The organism is Streptomyces sp. NBC_00503, assembly GCF_036346895.1.
Classification (GTDB): domain Bacteria; phylum Actinomycetota; class Actinomycetes; order Streptomycetales; family Streptomycetaceae; genus Streptomyces.
In genome coordinates, this window is the sequence record NZ_CP107855.1 from 6,439,011 (window position 1) to 6,457,876 (window position 18,866).

Annotated in this window: 12 protein-coding genes; 6 read left to right on the forward strand and 6 right to left on the reverse strand. The window is 70.4% G+C overall.

What is annotated here, in order from left to right; translation table 11 throughout:
• Positions 1-26: 26 nt before the first annotated feature.
• Together OG490_RS29515 and OG490_RS29520 are read right to left on the reverse strand one after the other, a co-directional pair.
• The gene (locus OG490_RS29515) at positions 27-863 is read right to left on the reverse strand and encodes a DUF4097 family beta strand repeat-containing protein (protein ID WP_330299302.1); all 837 of its coding nucleotides are present in this window, start codon (positions 861-863) and stop codon (positions 27-29) included.
• A 106-nt stretch (positions 864-969) separates the two neighbouring features.
• Positions 970-1,494: a hypothetical protein gene (locus OG490_RS29520; RefSeq protein WP_330299303.1), complete on the reverse strand. Its 525-nt coding sequence runs from the start codon at positions 1,492-1,494 to the stop codon at positions 970-972.
• A gap of 161 nt (positions 1,495-1,655) precedes the next feature.
• On the opposite strand from OG490_RS29520, the gene OG490_RS29525 reads away from it, so the two are divergent.
• Positions 1,656-3,050 carry a serine hydrolase domain-containing protein gene (locus tag OG490_RS29525; protein ID WP_330299304.1) on the forward strand — a complete coding sequence of 465 codons (1,395 nt, stop codon included), beginning with the start codon at positions 1,656-1,658 and terminating at the stop codon, positions 3,048-3,050.
• A gap of 67 nt (positions 3,051-3,117) precedes the next feature.
• On the opposite strand, the gene OG490_RS29530 is transcribed toward OG490_RS29525, so the two are convergent.
• The 3 genes from OG490_RS29530 to OG490_RS29540 all read right to left on the reverse strand — a co-directional run bounded on the left by OG490_RS29530 (position 3,118) and on the right by OG490_RS29540 (position 5,803).
• Positions 3,118-4,383 carry an NAD(P)/FAD-dependent oxidoreductase gene (locus OG490_RS29530; protein ID WP_330299305.1) on the reverse strand — a complete coding sequence of 422 codons (1,266 nt, stop codon included), beginning with the start codon at positions 4,381-4,383 and terminating at the stop codon, positions 3,118-3,120.
• The gene (locus OG490_RS29535) at positions 4,383-4,706 is read right to left on the reverse strand and encodes a 2Fe-2S iron-sulfur cluster-binding protein (protein ID WP_330299306.1); all 324 of its coding nucleotides are present in this window, start codon (positions 4,704-4,706) and stop codon (positions 4,383-4,385) included. Before OG490_RS29535 ends, OG490_RS29530 begins: the two co-directional genes overlap by 1 nt.
• A gap of 206 nt (positions 4,707-4,912) precedes the next feature.
• Positions 4,913-5,803: a 4'-phosphopantetheinyl transferase family protein gene (locus OG490_RS29540; protein WP_330299307.1), complete on the reverse strand. Its 891-nt coding sequence runs from the start codon at positions 5,801-5,803 to the stop codon at positions 4,913-4,915.
• Positions 5,804-6,077: 274 nt separating this feature from the next.
• On the opposite strand from OG490_RS29540, the gene OG490_RS29545 reads away from it, so the two are divergent.
• The gene (locus OG490_RS29545) at positions 6,078-6,254 is read left to right on the forward strand and encodes a hypothetical protein (protein ID WP_330299308.1); all 177 of its coding nucleotides are present in this window, start codon (positions 6,078-6,080) and stop codon (positions 6,252-6,254) included.
• A 173-nt stretch (positions 6,255-6,427) separates the two neighbouring features.
• Positions 6,428-9,355: an AfsR/SARP family transcriptional regulator gene (locus OG490_RS29550; RefSeq protein ID WP_330299309.1), complete on the forward strand. Its 2,928-nt coding sequence runs from the start codon at positions 6,428-6,430 to the stop codon at positions 9,353-9,355.
• Positions 9,356-9,481: 126 nt separating this feature from the next.
• On the opposite strand, the gene OG490_RS29555 is transcribed toward OG490_RS29550, so the two are convergent.
• Positions 9,482-11,752 carry a S9 family peptidase gene (locus tag OG490_RS29555; protein ID WP_330299310.1) on the reverse strand — a complete coding sequence of 757 codons (2,271 nt, stop codon included), beginning with the start codon at positions 11,750-11,752 and terminating at the stop codon, positions 9,482-9,484.
• A gap of 361 nt (positions 11,753-12,113) precedes the next feature.
• On the opposite strand from OG490_RS29555, the gene OG490_RS29560 reads away from it, so the two are divergent.
• The 3 genes from OG490_RS29560 (at position 12,114) to OG490_RS29570 (ending at position 18,789) form a co-directional block, all read left to right on the forward strand.
• Entirely contained in the window at positions 12,114-13,634 is a 1,521-nt protein-coding gene (locus OG490_RS29560) for a tryptophan halogenase family protein (protein ID WP_330299311.1), read from the forward strand.
• A 542-nt stretch (positions 13,635-14,176) separates the two neighbouring features.
• Positions 14,177-14,962, forward strand: a complete 786-nt coding sequence (locus OG490_RS29565) for a thioesterase II family protein (RefSeq protein WP_330299312.1) — start codon at positions 14,177-14,179, stop codon at positions 14,960-14,962.
• Complete coding sequence (locus tag OG490_RS29570) at positions 14,959-18,789, forward strand: SDR family NAD(P)-dependent oxidoreductase (protein WP_330299313.1); 3,831 nt, start codon at positions 14,959-14,961, stop codon at positions 18,787-18,789. The genes OG490_RS29565 and OG490_RS29570 overlap by 4 nt, the downstream gene beginning before the upstream one ends.
• The last annotated feature ends 77 nt before the right edge of the window (positions 18,790-18,866 follow it).

Below are 18,866 nucleotides of genomic sequence, written 5' to 3' on the forward strand. Positions count from 1 at the left end.
GGGTGCTGGTGTGGCCGGTGGGTGGTTCAGGCCCGGCGGATCATGATGTCGCCGGCGCTGGTCCGGCCCCGGACCTCGACCGTCTCCTCGGATGCCTGGGGCCCCTCCGCCGTCCCGAGCTCATTGCGCACACGCCCGGCCTTGGACCGTACGTCCAGCCAGGCCGCGGTCCCCTCGGCGATCCCGATCTCGAGCGCCCCGGCCGAGGTCTCCATGATGATCTGCCCGCGCACCACCTCGGCGAGCCGGATGGAGCCGCTCGCGGACCTGGCCGTGACGGAGGAGCCCGCGTGCTGGACGCTGATGGGGCCGTTGGACGAGCGCACCGTCAGCTCCCCACGGATCTCTCCGATCGCGGTCTCGCCGTTGAGGTTCTTGATGGTGGCCGTGGAGTCGGCCCGGCCGAGCCGCACCCGACCCGATCCCTGAATGTCGACCTCGCCCGTCACACGGTCCACGAGGACGTCCCCGTTGGGAGTCTTCAGCCGTACGGTCGCGGCTTCTTCCAGCTGGATGTCGCCGGTGGACGTCGTCAGGTGGCAGTTCCTGAACCGGCCCTCGCCGAAGAGGTCGCCGAGACCCGTCTTGCCGGTCAGGTCCGAGCCCGCGGGCAGTTCGACGGTTACATCGACCGAACCGATCTTTCCGAAGGGCGAGCGACTCTTGGGGCCCTTGATCACGAGTTCCCCGCCCGCGCAGGTGACTTGGGTGTCCTCGGCGGCACGTACGTCCCGCTCGTTGCCGGGGTCGCTCGGCGTCACCTCGACGACGGTGTCGGTGCGCTCGCCCGCGATGAACCGGGCCCGCCCCATCCCGAGTTCAACGGTGGCGGAGAGGGGCTCGGGGGTGTCGAAAGTAGGCATGGTTGAGCCGTCCTTTGGCTGTTGTGTGTCGCCCGCTGTCTGCCGGCTGCTCGGTCGGGAGGCGTGAGTGGTGCGAGGTCGGCCAGTGCTGTGACCGGAGACAGCGCTAGCGCACCCAGCCGGTGAATCCCTGTCCGGCTGCGGGCGCCCGACCCGAGTCGCCCGTGCCGCGGTTCGCCGGGGGTTCCAGGGCGGCGGCGACGGCCCGGACCAGCCAGGCGTTGACCGAGAGCCCTTCGCGGGTCGCGGCCTCCTCGACCCGGACCTTGAGCTGGGCGGGCGGGCGGAAGTTGATGCGCGAGGTGGCGCCGTCCTCGGTTTCCACCGGGGCCGGCGGCGCGGGCGCCGGCGTCGCCGGGGCGTAGTCCTCACCGAAGGCGTCCGGGGTGGGCGGGGCCGTGACCATGAACTCGGGGTCGAGCCCGCGCAGTCGTACATGGACCGAGCCGGGGGCCAGGTCGCGGGTGACCTCGTCCATCGCGTCGGACAGCGCGTTCAGCAGGGTGAGCCGGGCGGCCGACTCGAGCTGCGCGGTGAGCCGCTCGGCCAGGGCGCGGGCTTCGTCTCCGCCGGCCTCGGCTGCGACGCCGAGTTCGTGTCGGAGGTTGTCGACGTAGGGAGTGAGGTCCATGGTGCAATAATGGCACCAGTGTGGCACCATTGCAAGTCGGATGGCGCCAAAATGGCGCACGTCCAGGGAGCCCCCCGATAACCCAACGCCTGGAACGACCGGCAGGCCCGTGACAGGCTGGACGAGGGCGCCCCCGCGATGCGACCGATGAGGGAGTTGTCATGAGCGAGGAGCAGGACGCACTGTCGGAGTTAGTCGAGGCGACCGCCACGGAGTTCGGGGTGCCCGGTGCTGCCGTCGGGGTGTGGGTGGACGGCAGGGAGGTCTACGGGTGCCACGGCGTGACGAGCGTCGAGAACCCGCTACCCGTCGATCAGGACACGCTGTTCGTGTTGGGCTCGGTCACGAAGTCCTTTACGGCGACGGCGCTGATGCGTCTGGTCGCGGAGGGGCGGGTCGAGCTGGACGCGCCGGTGCGCCGCTATGTTCCCGAACTCGTGCTCCCGGATGGGCGGGCCGCGGCAGAGATCACTGTGTTGCAGCTGCTCAACCACACGGCGGGCCTCGACTGGAGAATGGGCGTCGACACCGGTGAGGGCGACGACGCCCTGGCCGCGTATGTGGCGAAGATGTCCGAGGTGGCGCTGATTGCGCCACCTGGTGCCCGGGCTTCCTACAGCCAGGTGGGGTACAACCTGGCTGGGCGGATCATAGAAAGTGTCACGGGCAGGACCTATGAGACGGCCGTCGCCTCGCTTCTCTTCGAGCCGTTGGGTCTTTCGAACACTTCCTTCGCCATCAATGACGTCATGACGCGGCGGTTCGCGGTGGGACACAACGTCGGCGAGGACGGGACGCCGACGATCGCGCGGCAGTGGAAGGACAGCCGCGGCAACAACCCCGGCGGGGGTGGCGCGTCCTCGGTGGCGGACATGCTGCGTTGGGCCCGTTTCCATCTGGGTGACGGCCACGCGCAGGACGGCACCCGGGTGCTGCCCGCCGAGGTCTTGCGGCAGATGCAGGAGCGGACGGTCGAATTGCGGGGCAGCACGCTCGGAGACGCCTTCGGCATCTGCTGGTTCCTGCGCGACGTGGACGGCGTTCGCACAGTCGGTCACGGCGGATCGGCCAACGGCCAGTTCACCGAGTTGCAGATCGTGCCCGAACACGACTTCGCGGTCGTCGCGATGTCCAACGCGGGCCCGGTCGGCGGCCTCGCTTTCAACCAGGCCGCCGTCCGGTGGGCGCTCGAGCACTACCTCGGGGTCGTCGACCGGGACCCGGAGCCGCTTCCCTGGGACGAGGAGCGGGCCGTGGAGGTCGTCGGGACCTACGCGAACGACTTGATGACGCTCACCATCGCCACGGAGGGCGCCGGGTTGACGATCGCATGCGCGATCAAACCGGAGATCCGCGAGGCGTCGGACACCGAACTGCCTCCGGATCTCCCGCCGGCCGGGCTCGGCCTGCTGCCCGGTGACGATGACGCATACATCATCACCGGCGCCGGCCTGAAGGGGCAACGCGGCTTCTTCGCGCGCGACGAGAGCGGTGTGATCACTGGAGCCGACCTGGCCGGCCGGCTGTTCAAGAGGGTTCCCATGACCTCCAAGTGACGGGCTGACCGGCCGTGAGGCCACTGTCCGGACGCACGCTCCTCGCGTGCGGTGCGTGCAGCGCCCCTCACACACCCACCGGCACCGTTCCTTCCGACCGTGCCTTGAGGTGCCCCTTGAGCGTGAAACCGGCGGCATGCGCCTCCTGGCGGGTCAGCGGGACGCCGCTGCCGAGAATCCGGCGCGCCGCCATGTGGTCGCCGGAGCGGTTGACGGACTCGACCGCGATCAGCTCGTCCCCGCGGAAGAGCAGGACCGAGAAGGAGGAGGAGTCCTCGCCCAGGACCAGCTCGGTGTCGTAGCCGCGGCTGAGCCCTGCGATCTGCAAGGTCGTCGAGAACTGGGTGCTCCAGAACCAGGGCAGGTCGTCGTACGCGCGGGGCGTGCCGGTGAGGCGGTCGGCGACCAGCCGGGCGTGGTCGACGGCGGTCTGCACGGACTCGATGCGCAGGTGCGTGCTGGAGCGCGGATGGGGGAACGCCGCGCAGTCTCCGACGGCCGAGATGCGTGGATCACTCGTCAGCAGCCGGGCGTCGGTGACGATCCCGCCCGCGACCGCCAGCCCGGCCCCCTCGGCCAGTTCCGTGCACGGGGTGACACCGACACCGACCAGCACGAGGTCCGCGGGCAGCCGGCGGCCGTCGGTCAGATCCACCGCGGCCACCCGTCCGTCGCCGTCGTCGTGGAAGCGGGCGACGCCCTGCCCGAAGAGCAGTTCGTTGCCGCGTTCCTCGTGCAGGCGGGTGAAGTGCTCGGCCGTCGGCGCCGAGGTGACCCGGGCCAGGGGCCGCCCGAGCCCTTCGACGACGGTCACCGCGTGCCCCAGGCCGCGGGCCGCCGCGGCGAATTCGAGTCCGATGAACCCGGCGCCGACGACGACCACGTGCTCCGCGTCGACCAGGCCCTTCCTGAGCGCGTCGGCGTCCCGCAGGGTGCGCAGGGTCCGTACCCCCCGCAGGCCGTGGCCGGTCACCGGCAGGTTCCTGGGCAGGGCCCCGGTCGCCAGCACCAGGTGGTCGTAGCCGTGGGCGGAGCCGTCGGCGAGGCGGACGGTCCGTGAGTCCCGGTCGACGGCTATGGCGGTGCCCGTGACCCGCTCGACCGAGTGGCGTTCGTAGAACGTCTCGGGCCGCAGCCACAGCTGGGTCTCGTCCGTTTCGCCCTTCAGGTACGCCTTGGACAGCGGAGGGCGTTCGTACGGGAGGACGCCCTCGTCGCCGATGAGGGTGATACGTCCCCGGTGGCCGCGCTCGCGCAGGGAGGCGGCGGTCTGGTAGCCGGCCTGCCCGGCGCCGACGACGACGACGTGCGCGGCTTCTTCGTATGTACGCATCAGCCCTGCCGCTCGGGGAGGCGGACGGTCAGGCCGTCGAGGGCTTCGGTGACCTTGAGCTGGCAGCTGAGCCGGCTGTTGGATTCGCGGGAGCAGGCGGCGAAGTCCAGCATGTCGTTCTCGTCCGGCTGCATCGGCTCGAGCTTGTCGAGGTCGTCGGGGGCGACGTAGACGTGGCAGGAGGCGCACTGGGCGTAGCCGCCGCACTGGCCGACGATGCCGTCGACGTCGTTCGAGAGAGCACCGCGCATGACGGTCGCGCCCACGGAGACATCGAACGTCTGCTCGATTTGATCGGCGGACACGTAGGTGATCTTCGGCATGGGGTACTCCTCGGGAGTCGGTGAAAGAGGTGGGCGGGAGGGGCGCGGGACGCCCTGCGCAGACGTGGTGCGTCCCTGGGCCCGGCCCGTGTTTTCAACTGCCTTATTGATACGGGGGGTTCGTATCGACTCGTTAAATCGGGCAGGTTCGGGGGCGGGAGGCCTTCGGCAGAGCCGGCCAGCCGGCTGGTCGGCCGGCCGGGCGGTCAGCTCCGTGCGGCGACTGGAGACCGCGCCCGCCCGGCGCTGCCTGACAGCGGTCGTTCCGTCGAGAGGATCCGGATGGATGGCGAGGGCGCCCGCCTCTTCACCGAGGGGCGCCCGGGCAGTAGTTCGGCGCTGCTGTGGATGGTCGGCAACACGGAGCGGACGCCCAGTGCCGCCACCGCACCGTGGATGTCGTCGCCCAGCCTGATGTCGGCGATCGCGGGAACCGGGCGGGTGCCGTCCGGATGCCAGGCCAGCAGGGCCGGCGGGTCCTCCGGGCCGGAGAGAGTGAAGTCGGTCATGGGCGTGTTGAGCCCCTCCCCGGTCGCCTTCAGTACGGCTTCCTTGCGGGTCCAGTACGTCAGGCAGGCGTCGGCGTGCCGTTCCTGTGGGAGCGCCTCGATCGTCGCCCGCTCCATGGGCGTGAGGACGAGCTCGTACTCCGGTGGCAGACCGGGGCTGCTCCAGGGCTCTCCCTGTTCGACGTCGAGGCCGAGCGGGCTGCCCAGGGCGATCGCGACCGCCACTACGTCGCCCGAGTGCGAGATGGACAGTTCCCATCCCGCCCCCGCGCCCACCACGTGCGGCTTGCCGTGGGGGCCGCCGCACCCCGGGCACCGCGTGCGGAACCGGACGGCCTCGGGGCCTGTGCCCAGGAGTGAGGCGAGGGCGGTCTTGGCGAGCATCCGGCCGGTGACGAACCGGGCGAGGTCGAGTTCGTGGGCGAAGGACGAGAGGCGCATGAGTTCCGTGCTGTCCAGCAGTCCGAACCAGGAAGACGGCTGGGACAGCGGGGGCAGGGACCAGATGTGGGCCTCGGCGGTGGTCTGTGGTGCATCGGCGCCTCGAGTGGGAGCCGACGTGGTGCCGGCTGCAGAGATCGGCGTCATTGCGGTTTCACCTCCATGCCGCGGCAGTGGCTCTGCCGCACCACGAGTTTTCGCCGCGGCCGGGGTGCCGGGGTAGCAGGAAATCCTCCGTCCACCGGGGTGGAAAACCTCCCCGGTGGAGCCGTTATCGATCCCGGGGGCAGCCGTTAACAAGTGGCTCGGCGGGCGATGCCGGAGCGATAAGGGCCCGAAAACGCGCTTCTCTAACTTTCTTCTCAGACGGAGAAACCGCAGCTCAGGGAACTGGGCGCGCCACACAGAGAAGAGACTGAAAATGAACAAGACCCTGAAGACCTCGGTCAAGTCGGTCGCCATCGCCCTCGTCGCCGGCTTCGCGCTCATCACCTCCGCCGGTGCCGCCGCCGCGAACGACACCCCCTGGATCGCCCCGGTCAACCCGGTCACCCCGCCCGCTCCCGTTGCCGCTGCTCCGGCCAACATCGCCCAGTAGACCCGCGACGCCCCGCCCCGCCCTCCCCGATGCGGGCGAACCCCCTGCGAGCGCTTCGACCTCGCACTTCCGGGCCGATAACCTAGATTGGATCTCGTCCGGAGATCAGGACTTCTGAATAGGGGGCCGAGGTGGGGGAACAGCTCAGCTTCAAGGTCTTGGGACCTCTTGAAGTGACCGCGGAGAAAAAAGGTGTACCGCTCGGCGGTGCACGCCAGCGCACCATTCTCGCGCTGCTATTGCTCACCCCTGGCCGTGTCGTACCGGTCGACGCCATGGTGGACGCCGTCTGGAACGACAACCCGCCGACCACCGCGCGTACCCAAGTGGCCATCTGTGTCGCCGCCCTGCGCAAGATCTTCAAGAGTGCGGGCATCGCCGAGGACGTCATCGTCACCGCGCACCCCGGCTACGTCCTGCGCACCGAAGGCCATCGATTCGACTCGGTGGAGTTCACCTCCCTCGTCCAGGCAGCGGAGCAGGCCGCCCAAGAAGGACTCCTCCCGGAAGCCGCCCACGGATACGCCCAAGCGGTCTCACTGTGGCGCGGGCCCGCATTCACCGGAGTCGGCGGACGGGCGATCGAGGACGAGGCGGAGCGTCTGGAGGAGCACCGGCTCAACGCGTACGACGACTCCACCCTGGTGCACCTGGAACTCGGTCGGCACCAGGAGCTCATCCCGGGCCTCGCCGCGATGGTGCGCGAGCACCCGCTGCGCGAACGCACCCGGCACCACTTGATGCTCGCCCAGTACCGCTCCGGCCGCCGCGCCGACGCGATGGAGACCTTCCGCGACGCACGCCGCCAACTCATCGACGAACTCGGCATCGAACCGGGACCCGACCTCCAGGAACTGCACGACGCGATCCTGCGCGACGACCCTTCGCTCGCCCCCGTGGCTCCGCCGGTCGTCGAGCGCAAGTCGAGCCAGGCTCCGGCGGCAGCTGCAGTCCCTTCCGAACTCCCGCCCGATGTACCGGCCTTCACCGGACGTACCGAGGAGCTCGCCGGCCTGGCCAGCCTGCTGACCGGTGCCGGGGACGACCGCAGCTCCTCCGTGGGCCTGATCACCGGTCCCGCCGGCATCGGCAAGAGCGGTCTGGCCACGCACTGGGCCGTCGGCGCGTCCGAGCAGTTCCCGGACGGCCAGCTCTTCGCCGATCTGCGCGGCTACGACGAACAGCACGAACCCGCCACCGCCCACGAGATCCTCAGTCGGTTCCTGCGTTCCCTCGGCGTACCCGGTGAGCAGATCCCCGCCGATCCGGAGGAGCGGGTCTCCCTCTACCGCAGCCTGCTCACCGACCGGCGCGTCCTCATCGTTCTCGACAACGCCCGCACCTACACGCAGATCCGGCCGCTGCTGCCCGGCGGCGGACAGTGCTGCGTCCTGGTCACCAGCCGGGACCAGATGGAGGACCTCGTCGCCTGGCCGTCCCAGGCCCGCGTGCACCTGGGCCTGCTGTCCGAGGCGGAGGCCGTCGAACTGCTCACCACGATCGTCGGCGACCGCAAGGTGGCCACCGCGCGTGCCGATGCCGTCCAACTGGTCAAGCTCTGCGACCGGTTGCCCTTGGCCCTGCGCATCGCGGCGGCCCGGCTCGCCTCCAAACCGCACTGGACGGTGCGCTACCTGGTGTCACGGCTGAGTGACGAGCGCCGCCGTCTCGACGAGCTCAGCCAGGGCGAATCCCAGGTCCGTGCCAGCTTCGCGCTCAGCTACCGGTACCTCCCCGACGAGGCGGCCCGGCTCTTCAGAAGACTCGGCCTGCTCGACGTACCGGACTTCACCGCCTGGGCAGCCGCGGCGGTGCTCAACAACGAGGTGTTCGACGCGGAACTGCTCGTCGAGGCCCTCGTCGACGCCCAGTTCCTCGACGTGGTCGGCATCGACGCCACCGGCCAGCTGCGCTACCGCTTCCACAACCTGCTGCGCCTCTACGCTTCCGAGCGCGCTCGGCAGGACGAGCCGGAGCCGGACCGGCTGGCCGCGACCACGCGTTTCCTGCGCACGCTCCTGACCATCGCCGAGGACGCCCGTCGGCGGGAGGCCGTCGGCAACAGTCCTGTGAACCGCAGCAGTGTCCAGAGGCGGCGGATCGACTCCAGCCTCATGGACGACCTGCTCGCCGCACCCCTGGAGTGGTACGAGGCCGAGCGGCTCGCCCTGGTGGCCTCCGTCCGTCAGGCGGCCCGGATGGGTCTGGCCGAGATCGCCTGGGACCTGACGATCTCCTCCACGGAATTCCTCGCGACCCGCAGCTACTCCGAGGACCGGCGCAAGTGCTGTGACGAGGCATTGGCCGCCGCCCACGCCGCCGGTGACCTGCTCGGCCAGGGGGCGATGCACTACAGCCTGGGCGCCCTCGAAATGGAGATCAACCTGGAGGCGGCCGTCCCGCACTTCGACGCGGCGCTGCGCTTCTACGGGGAGGCGGGGCACCAGAGAGGGCGGGCGTCGACTCTGCGGTGCATGGCCATGATCGACCGTGAACGGGGCAACCTGGACACCGCCATGGAGCACTCCCTGGAGGCTCTGCCGATCTTCCGCGTCTGCGGTGACCTCGTGGGCGAAGCGCACATCCTGAACCAGATGGCGGAGATCGAACTCGAACGGGGCCGTCCGGAGTCGGCGATGCGGTTCGCCTTGGATGCGATCGGGACCGAGGAGGGCACGGGCGCGGAGAACACCCGGGCCCTGGCCCAGGCAGTGCACCGGCTCGGCCGGGTCCAACTCGCGCTGGGACAATTGAAGCCGGCCGAGGAGTCGTTCCTGCGGACCGTGCGGATGGTCAAGGAGAAGTCCGACATGCTCGGCCTCGCCCACGCGCTGCTGGGGCTCGGTGAGACCCGACTCGCCACGGGCCAGGCCGAGTTGGCGGAGGCGACGCTGGCGGATGCGCTGGAGATAGCCGAGGACAACGGAACGCCCTTGGTGGCGGGCCAGATCAACTTGGTCCTCGGGGAGGTGTGCCGGCAACTGGGGCGGCCCGACGCGGCTCGCGGGAACCTGCTCACGGCGCAGGAGCGGTTCTCGACGCTCGGGGCGACGATGTGGGAGCGTCGGGCGACGGACGCGCTGGGCGCTCTGGTGGAATAGCGCCGAACGGGACAGCGAAAAGGTGCCCTCGGCCCGGATGGATTCCGGGCCGAGGGCACCTTTTCTGTTTCTACTTCTGTTTCCGCTTGTGTTTCCGGTTCTCTTTACGCTCGGCCGCGCCGGCGGTCACCCGAACAATTCTGCGAGCGCCTCCATGTCGATCGGTACGGCCGGGAGCCGGTAGTCCGCGGGCGGCTCGACGTCCAGCAGGTGGCGGACCAGGAAGTCCCACCGGCGCTGGGTCACGTAGTGCTCGTAGCCGAAGTAGATGTGGTCCGCGTCCGGGACCACGACCAGGTCGAAGTCCTTGCCGTGGGCGATCAGCCGCTCGGCGAGCCGCAGGGTCACCTCGGGCGGGACCCGGTCGTCGAGGCCGCCGTGGATCAGCAGAAGCTTGCCCTCGAGACGGTCGGCGAGCTCCGCGTTGGAGAGGGCGGCGTACTCCTGCGCATCGAAGGGACCGTGGTACGCCTCGCCGAGCCCGGGCTCCAGAAGGCGGAAGTCGTGCATGCCGGATTCGGCGACACCGGCCTTGAAGACGTCCGGGTAGCGCAGCAGCGCCCGCGCGGCGGCGTACCCGCCCGAGGACATACCGGTGACGCCCACCCGGTCCAGGTCCATCCACGGCCGCGTGGCAGCCAGTTCGTGCAGCGCCGCGACGTGGTCGTCGAGACCGCAGGCGTCGCCCAGGTTGCCGTACGAGGCGTCGTGGAACGCCTTGTTGCGGCCGGGCGAGCCCTTCCCGTCCACGGCGATCACGGCGAAGCCCAGCGCGGCCAGCGCCTCGGCCTCGTATCCGTAGTGGCCGGGGTCGAAGGAGGGACTCACGCGGTTGGCCGTCGGCAGGCCGTAGGGAGTGTCGATCACGGGGTAGCGCCGGTCGGGGTCGAATCCGTGAGGAAGGTACAGAAGTCCATAGATATCGGTTTTGCCGTCGGCGGAGGTCACCCGGAACCGTTCGGGCCGGCTCCAGCCGGCCGCCTCCAGGCGCGTGATGTCGGCGCGCTCCAGCTCGACCAGCACACGGCCGGTCCAGTCCCGCACGGTGATCACCGGGGCCGTGCCGGTCGAGGACGCGGAGTCGATGAAGTACTCGGCGTTCTGCGCGACGGTGACGACGTGGTCCAGGTCGTCGTCGGTGAGCCGGGTGAATCCCGAGCCGTCCAGGCCGACCTTGCACACCGTCCGGCGGTAAGGGTCCTCCTTGACCAGCCCGGAGGCGATGAAGTAGACGTCGCGCTCCTGCTCGTCGACGTGCAGGAGCTCCTGCACACCCCAGGTGCCGGAGGTCACCGGTTGGATCAGCTCGCCCGTCCTGGCCGAGATCAGGTACAGGTGGCCCCAGCCGTCGCGCTGGGAGTACCACAGCACCTCCTCCCCGCCGCCCAGGACCTTGACCATGGGTGTCTGGAGCTGCTGCTGGGCGGGCTCCACCCGGGTCGGGCCGGACTCGGTCAGGATGGTCCGCACCTCGCCGGAGGCGGGGTCGAGCCGGTGCAGGCTCAGCGTGCGGGCGTCCCGGGTCCGGCTCAAGTAGTAGACGGCCGAGCCGTCCTCGGCCCACCAGGCCCACTTCTGGAAGACCGGCGACATCATCGACATCGCCACCGGTTCCGCCTGCGCGGCGGTGACCGAGCCGTTCGCCACGTCGACCACGACGTACTCGGCGAGCGGTATCCGCTCGTCGCCGGGTACGGCGAAGCGCGGGGACAGCAGGGTGGGCTCGCTGCCGTCGGCGGGGGCGGCGCGCAGCAGGTGGGTGCGCCGGACACCGTGCTGGCGGGTGCGGTGGGTCAGCACCCGCGTCGAGTCCGGGGACCAGGCCACGGCGGGCGGGAGGTGCGGCAGTCCGAGCTTCGTCAGCAGGGTGGAGTACATGAGGTAGTCCGGGTTGGCGCCGTAGTCCAGGTCCTCGGAGCCGTCGGACGTCAGCGCCCAGTCCCGGGCGCCGTCCAGGGTGCGGGCGCGCAGGTCGTGCCCGGCGCGGTACACCGTGTGCTTGCGGTCCGGGGCGGCCACCGCGAGCGGGTTGCCGGGGGCCTCTCCCTCGGCCTTCTCGCACACGTAGTCCGTCAGATGGCACCGCCAGTGCTCGCCGAAGGCGTCGAACTCGACGGCCTCGGCGGTCGGTTGGATCGCGGAGAACGGCAGCGCCGTCGTGTCGACGGCCTGTCCCGACGCGGCCGCCAGCGCCGCCGCGAGCCGCTCGTGGTCGAACGCCTCCTGCCGGGTACCTGCCTTCGGGTCGACGAGGACGTAACGCCTTCCGGCCGCCGTGTTGACGGTGTACCAGAAGCGGGCGCCGTCGCCGATCCACCGTGGTGTGACCTTGTCACCGAGGACCAGTTCCTTGCGGTGGTGCCGCAGCAGCCGTTCCGCCGCCTGATAGGACTGCACATCAAGTGGATTCCCGTGCATCGGGTGCCCTTCGTTCGGGGTAATTGAATCCGGATGCCGTAGGAGAAACGGCGGATTTCCTCGGCGCTTCCTTCGCGGGGTGGTCCGGGAATCACCGGCTCTGTCATCATCCCCACCCCAGCCCGCCCTTGGCCAGCCCGGCGCCCTGAGTCCTCAGCCCGCCAGGTGTCCTGGCAGCAGGACATCCGTCGCTTCGATAAGGCGGCAAGTTTCGGCCGAGATCGGGTGATTACCGGAGACAGCGCGGCTGTACGGGTCACATGGAACCGAATGTCACAGTGGCCGCCCGGACATGGAGAGGGATTGTGTCACAAATGAAAGCAATAACTGAGGTGTTGTCGTGAATATCCGGAACCCGGAAGAGGTCGTGATCGTCGGCGGAGGCATCGCGGGCTCGATGACCGCCGCGTATCTGAAGGCCGCATTCCGTGATCGGATTTCGGTCACGCTGGTCGACGACGAGTCCGGCAGGTCCGCCACGGGCCACGACGAGACGACCCTCTCCGACATCCCGCGCTTCTTCGGTTTCCTCGGCCTCGCGGAAGAGGACTGGATGCCGGCCTGCAATGCCACGTACAAGCTCGCCGTCCGCCTGCAGGACTGGGAGCGTCCGGACCGGCACTTCTACCTTCCCTTCGAGGAGGTGCGCGAGGTCGACGGCTTCCCCCTGACCGAGTGGTGGCTGCACAACGGGCCGAGCGGGCGTTTCGACCGGGACTGCTTCGTCGCGGCGCGGCTGTGCGACGCGGGGCGCGGTCCCCGGTGGCCGGTCGGCTCACCCGCCGGGCAGGGCGGTGCGGCGGTCCCCTACGGCTACCACTTCGAGGCCGGGCCGCTCGCCCGCTACCTCATCGGGTACGCGGTGGAACGGGGTGTGCGGTACCTCGCCGACGAGGTCCTGGACGTCCGCCTCGACGCGCGGGGGTGGATCGAACACGTGGTCACGAAGGAGCACGGAGAGATCCGCGGCGACCTGTTCGTCGACTGCACGGGCAACCGGGGAGTGCTCCTGCACAAGGCGCTCAAGGTGCCCTACCTCTCCTACCAGGACACGCTCCCCAACGACAACATGGTCACGCTGCGGGTCCCCGCCGACATGAAGGCGCGCGGCATCCCTCCGTACACCACGGTGACGGCGCGAGGGGCGGGCTGGATCCGGACGGTCCCGCTGCTCAGCGGCATTGCGGCGGGATACGCGTACGCGCAGGAGTACTGCACGCCCGAGGAGGCCGAGCGCGCGCTGCGCCAGTTCGCGGGTCCGGAGGCGGCCGGGACCGAGGCCGTCCACTCCCGGCTGGACCTCGGCCGCGGCCTGAAGTCGTGGCAGCGCAACTGCGTGGGCATCGGGGCGCTCGGCGGTGCCGAGTCGCTGGAGGCGACCGGGGCCTCCTTCGTGCACCACGCACTCGAACAGCTGGTGCGGCACTTCCCGGCCGCCGACTGGCACCCGAAGCTGCGGGACAGCTACAACGACTCCGTCAGCCGGATGATGGACGGGGCGCAGGAGTTCCAGACGCTGTACTACCAGGGCGCCGCGCGCGATCACACGCAGTACTGGCGGGACGTCAAGACCCGCCCGGTGCCCGAAGCGCTCGCCGAGCGCATCGCCCGTTGGCGGGTGCGGCCACCGGGCGGGGAGCAGGCCCCGCCGTACCACCAGGGGCTGCCCTCGCACGCCTACGCCTGCTTACTGCTGGGCACGGGGGCGATCCGGCTGCGTCCGTCGACGGCCCTGGAGCTGGTCGACGGCGCGGCCGCGTGCCAGGAATTCGCGGCGGTACGGGACACCGCGCAGGCCCTCGTCGCCGAGCTGCCCGCGCAGTTCGCGTACCTGACACAGATGGGCCTGATGGGCGCCTAGACCGTCCCGGGACGCCGTCTCCATCGAAATGCCCCGCAGGTCCACAGCGAAGAATGGCTCATATACCACTGGAGGGAAGGGGTGCAGCGATCATTCACGCCGCGAAATTCTGTCCTGTCGACGGGACAGAACCCGCCGGGCCGGCGGCCCGCCGAAGACGCTTGACTCCAGCCACTCTCAAGGCCGAAGGTAGGTGGCGTCGTGCGGGGCGGAATATCGACCCGGCACTGACAGTATTCCGCGACGGGGGAGCGTATGCGGTGACGGCGACGGCCTTTTTGTCCGGCCTCTTTGTCTGGTCTCTTTGTCTTGGAAATGCTGTCGCGGACAATGGCGTGATCCCCTTCCGCTCTTTTTGAACCGCATGTCCCACGGATCGGTGATCTCGATCCGGGAATCCTTTCCGTACCGGACCGCCGCCACATCGCCGCCGCCATAAAATCGCCGCCATAAAACCGCCGCCGTACTGAACGGCGCGCTGGGACGACCTCGCCACGGCGAGCGGCCCCGGGCTGCGCGAGACGAGCGAGGAGTACCCGCAGATGACGCTCTTGGAAATTCCTGAACTGGCCCCCGAAACCCCTTACATCTGGCGAGCGAGACGACCGGGAGCCACTCGCCGGCTGATTTGCTTCCCGCACGCGGGTGCCGGCGCACCCGCCTACGCCGACTGGGTCGATCTGCTGCCGCCCGAGATCGAACTGGTCGCCGTACAGCTGCCGGGGCGTCAGGACCGCCTAGCCGAAGACCCGTTCACCGAAGTGGGCCCACTGGTCGAGGTGCTCACGCACGCGCTGCGCCCGGTTCTCGATGGTTCGTACGTATTCTTCGGGCACTCCGCGGGCGCGACCCTCGCCTACGAGCTGGCCAGGGCGCTCCAGGCGCGCGGCAGCCGCGGACCGGAACACCTGTTCCTCTCCGCGCAGCCGGCCCCCGGGGAGTCGGAGGTCCGCTTGCTGCACGAGCTGTCCGACGAGGAGTTCCGGGCCGAGATCGTGGCCCTCGGCGGCATCGACGAGGAGATCGCCGAGGACGACGACGTCATGGAGTCCATGCTCTACACCGTCCGCGCGGACTTCACCCTCTGGGAGCGGCACCGCTCGGAGCCGGGCGCCCCGCTCGACTGCCCGGTCACCGTGCTCTGCGGCGAGTCGGACCCGCGGGCACCGCTGGACGAGGTCAAGCGGTGGGCCGACCACACCACCGCGGAGTTCGCCGCCGAGTTCTTCCCGGGCGGCCACTTCTACTTCTTCGAGTCGGCCTCCGAGGTGGTCTCCCTCATCGGCCGCAAGATCCTGACGCCCGCGACGAACCGGAGAAGCGCATGACCTCCCCCGATGTCCTCGGACAGGACGTCCTCCGGGCCCTGACCGACGTGGTCAGGGCCGTGCCCGGTGTCGCCGACGTGGCCGCCGCCGCCCGGAAGGGCGTGCGGGGGGCCGCACCGACGAAGACGGCGTCGCCGGCGCCGGTGTCGGCGACGGAGCCGGCCGAGTCGCCCGCGGATGAGGCCGACCTGCCCGCCGCCGATCTGTACGGCGGAGACCTGCACATCCCGGACGGTGCGCCGACCACGCTTCAGGAGGGCCTGCGGCTGGCGGCCGAGCTGGCTCCCGACAAGGGCACGGTCTACATCACCGCCGGCAACGAGGACGTCCTGCAGACCTACGCGGAGCTGCTCGAGCAGGCCCAGTACGTGCTCGGCGGATTGCGCACCGCGGGTCTGAAGCCGGGCGACGCGGCGCTGTTCGTGTTCGACGACAACCGCGGCTACCTCACCGCGTTCTGGGCCTGCGTCCTGGGCGGCTTCGTGCCGACCCCGGTCGCCGTCGCGACCACGTACACCTCCGAGAACGAGACGAACCGCAAGCTGCGGGGCGCCTGGCACCTGCTCGGCCGCCCGGTCCTGGTCACCGACGCCGCCACCGCGGGCACCCTCTCGGGTGTGCGCGAGCTCTGGGACGAGCCCGACGTACGCATCCTGACGGTGGACGAACTCGCCGAGCACCCCGCGGACCAGGACTGGTTCCCCGCGACGGCGGACTCCCCGGTACTCAACCTGCTCACCTCCGGCAGCACCGGTGTGCCCAAGTGCGTGCAGCACACCAACGCGAGCGTGGTGGCCCGGTCGATGGCGGTCGCCCAGCACTGCGGGCTCACCAGCGAGGACATCTCCCTCATCTGGATGCCGTTCGACCACGTCACGGTCGCCTTCTACAACGTCCGCGACGTCTTCCTGCGCGCGCTGCACGTCAACGCCAAGATCTCCCACTTCCTCTCCGACCCGCTGCTCTGGCTCGACTGGGCCGACCGCTACCGCGCCACGAACACCTGGGCCCCGAACTTCGCCTTCGCGCTGGTCAACGAGCACGCGGACAACATCCGCACCCGGTCCTGGGACCTCTCCTGCCTGCGCGAGATCACCAACGGCGGCGAGCCGGTGATCGCGGCGACCAGCCACCGCTTCCTCGAGCTCCTGGCCCCGCACGGACTGCCCGGCGACGCGATGGTCCCGGCCTGGGGCATGTCTGAGACCTGCTCGGGCGTCACCTACAGCCGACAGAGCCGCGAGGACCGCACGGCGGGGACCGTCGCCATCGACCCGGCCTCGCTCACCGGCACCATCGGTGACCTCGACCCGGGCCACAAGGACGCGGTCGTCCTGTCCCGCGTCGGCCGACCGATCCCCGGCGTGCGGATCCGCGTCGTGGACGACTCCGGCAACGTGCTGCCCGAGGGCCGGATGGGCGAGCTGCGCATCACCGGACGCACCATCATGGCCGGCTACTTCGGCAACGAGGAGGCCAACCTCGAGGGTTACGACGACCAGGGCTGGTTCCGCACCGGCGACATGGCCTTCGTCCGCGACGGCGAGGTCGTGATCGCGGGCCGCAAGAAGGACCAGATCATCGTCCGCGGCATCAACTACATGGCGCACGAGCTGGAGAGCGTGGTCGAGCAGCTCGACGGCGTACGCGTCACCTTCTCGGCCGCCGTGGGCGTCCGCGAGCCCGGTGCCTCCACCGACCAGCTGGTCATCTTCTACGTGCCCACGAGCTGGGACACCGGCGCGCTGGCCCGGACGACCGAGGAGGCGCGCGCCGTCCTCGTACGCGAGTCCGGGATCGCGCCCGACCTGCTCGTACCCGTCACCGAGGCGGAGTTCCCGAAGACCGCGAGCGGGAAGATCCAGCGGGCCGCGCTGGTCGACGCCTTCCGGGCCGGCGCCTTCGCCGACAGGACGACCGGGACCGCGGCCGAGGAGCAGGGCGACGACACCTGGTTCTTCGGCCGCCAGTGGGTGGAGCTCGCCGGGAGCGCGGCCAAGGACGACGCTCCCGGAGTCCGGCTGGTCCTCGCCGAGGACGAGGACCTGAAGCACCTGGACGTGGAGCAGCCGTACGTGGCGGTCCGCCGGGCCGGCACCTTCGGGGCGGAATCGCCCGTGCGCTACCGCGTACCGGCCGCCGACCGCGCGGAACTGCGCCGCCTCCTCGCCGCCGTGCACACGCAGCACGGCGGGATCTCCTCGATCGTCTTCGCGCTGCCGCTGTCCCTCGACGGGGAGCCCGCCGACCGCCTGACGGCCGCCACTGCCGAGCTGACCGCGCTGATCGCCGCGCTCGCCGACGGGGAGTTCGGGCACCCGCAACTCCTCGTGCTCACCCGGGGCGCGCTGTACGTACACCAGGGCGACCGCATCGACCTCGGTGTCTGCGCCCTGCCGGGTCTGGTCCGTACCGCGATCGGCGAGGCCGCCCCGCTGCCGATCCGGCAGCTCGACCTGCCCGCCGACCCGGGCGCGTGGGCGCAGGCCGTCCGCACCGAACTGGCCGACCGCGGCCGCACCGGGCTCATCGCCGCACGCCAGGGCCGCCGCTGGCAGCCGAAGCTGGTCCCGCTCGCCGAGGACGCCGCGGCGAGTACGGCCCGCCAGCCCGTGACCGCGGGCGGGCTGTACCTGGTCACCGGCGGACTCGGCGGCATCGCCCACGACATCGCGGCCTATCTCGTCGCCGCCTTCGGCGTCCGGCTGCTGCTGGTGGGACGCTCGCCCGCCGAGGGCGAGAAGGCCGCCCGCCTCACCCAGCTGTCCCGTCTCGGACAGGTCGCCTACGAACAGCTGGACGTAGCCGACGCCGCGGCGCTGGAGGCCGCGGTCTCCTCGGCCGAGGAACGCTGGGGCCGCCCGCTCGACGGCGTGCTGCACCTGGCCGCCGCGGACCCCACCGGCCAGTGGGCGGACCTCGACCAGCACACGATCGTGAACGAGACCGCGCAGACCTACGCCGAGCAGTACCGGGCCAAGGTCTCCGGCACGCTGGCCATCGCCCAGGCCCTGCGGACGCGGCCGAAGGCTTCACTGATGCTCTTCGGTTCCGTCAACGGCGAGTTCGGCGGGCACTCCTTCAGCGCCTACTCCGCGGCCAGCAGCTTCCTCGTCGGCTTCGCGGACCACTGGCACCATGAACTCCGGCGCCCGGTGCACTGCCTCGCCTGGAGCATGTGGGCCGGGGTCGGAATGAACCGGGGCCAGTCGTCCGCGGCTGCCGAGCACCGCGGTTTCCGGACCATCGACCCGGACACCGGCCTGCGGCTCTTCCTCGGCGCGAGCGCGCTGCCCGACCCCTATGTGGTCGTGGGCCTGGACCTCAGGAACCCGGCGATGGTCGAGGAGCTGGTGCCGCAGCAGCTGCGGGTCAGCGAGGTCGTCGTCGCGTACGTGGCCGACGAAGGCGACGCCGACGGGCACGATGCCGTGCGTACGGCTGTCGCCGCGGCCGCGGCCGCCTTCCCGGCGCCGGTGCCGGTGCGCATCGCCGAGGTCCCGCGCATCCCGCGGGATGCCTACGGAGCCGTGGACGGTGCCCAGCTCCTGCTCGACTCCGCCGTGGACCGGCCGGCCAGGCGCTTCGCTGCGCCGCAGACCGAGCTGGAGACCCGGATCGCGCTCATCTGGGCGGAAGCCCTGCGCCGCCCCGAAGTCGGCAGGGACGAGTCCTTCTTCGAACTCGGCGGCAACTCCCTGCGGGCCACCCGGCTGCTCGCCCTGACCGACCAGAAGCTCGGCGTACGCGTGACCACGCAGGAGCTCTACGAGGAACCGACCGTGGCGGGCATGGCCGTGGTGATCGAACAACACAAGGCCGGCTGAGCCGGTCGACCGACAGCCCGTCACCAGTGGTGGTGTCCTGTCGGCCTCGTACGAGGCCGACAGGACGACTGATCGAG

Excerpts from the sequence above, each read along its gene's own strand:
- OG490_RS29515 (WP_330299302.1), bottom strand. The coding sequence starts at position 863 with ATGCCTACTTTCGACACCCCCGAGCCCCTCTCCGCCACCGTTGAACTC.
- OG490_RS29520 (WP_330299303.1), bottom strand. The coding sequence starts at position 1,494 with ATGGACCTCACTCCCTACGTCGACAACCTCCGACACGAACTCGGCGTC.
- OG490_RS29525 (WP_330299304.1), top strand. The coding sequence starts at position 1,656 with ATGAGCGAGGAGCAGGACGCACTGTCGGAGTTAGTCGAGGCGACCGCC.
- OG490_RS29530 (WP_330299305.1), bottom strand. The coding sequence starts at position 4,383 with ATGCGTACATACGAAGAAGCCGCGCACGTCGTCGTCGTCGGCGCCGGG.
- OG490_RS29535 (WP_330299306.1), bottom strand. The coding sequence starts at position 4,706 with ATGCCGAAGATCACCTACGTGTCCGCCGATCAAATCGAGCAGACGTTC.
- OG490_RS29540 (WP_330299307.1), bottom strand. The coding sequence starts at position 5,803 with ATGACGCCGATCTCTGCAGCCGGCACCACGTCGGCTCCCACTCGAGGC.
- OG490_RS29545 (WP_330299308.1), top strand. The coding sequence starts at position 6,078 with ATGAACAAGACCCTGAAGACCTCGGTCAAGTCGGTCGCCATCGCCCTC.
- OG490_RS29565 (WP_330299312.1), top strand. The coding sequence starts at position 14,177 with ATGACGCTCTTGGAAATTCCTGAACTGGCCCCCGAAACCCCTTACATC.
- OG490_RS29570 (WP_330299313.1), top strand. The coding sequence starts at position 14,959 with ATGACCTCCCCCGATGTCCTCGGACAGGACGTCCTCCGGGCCCTGACC.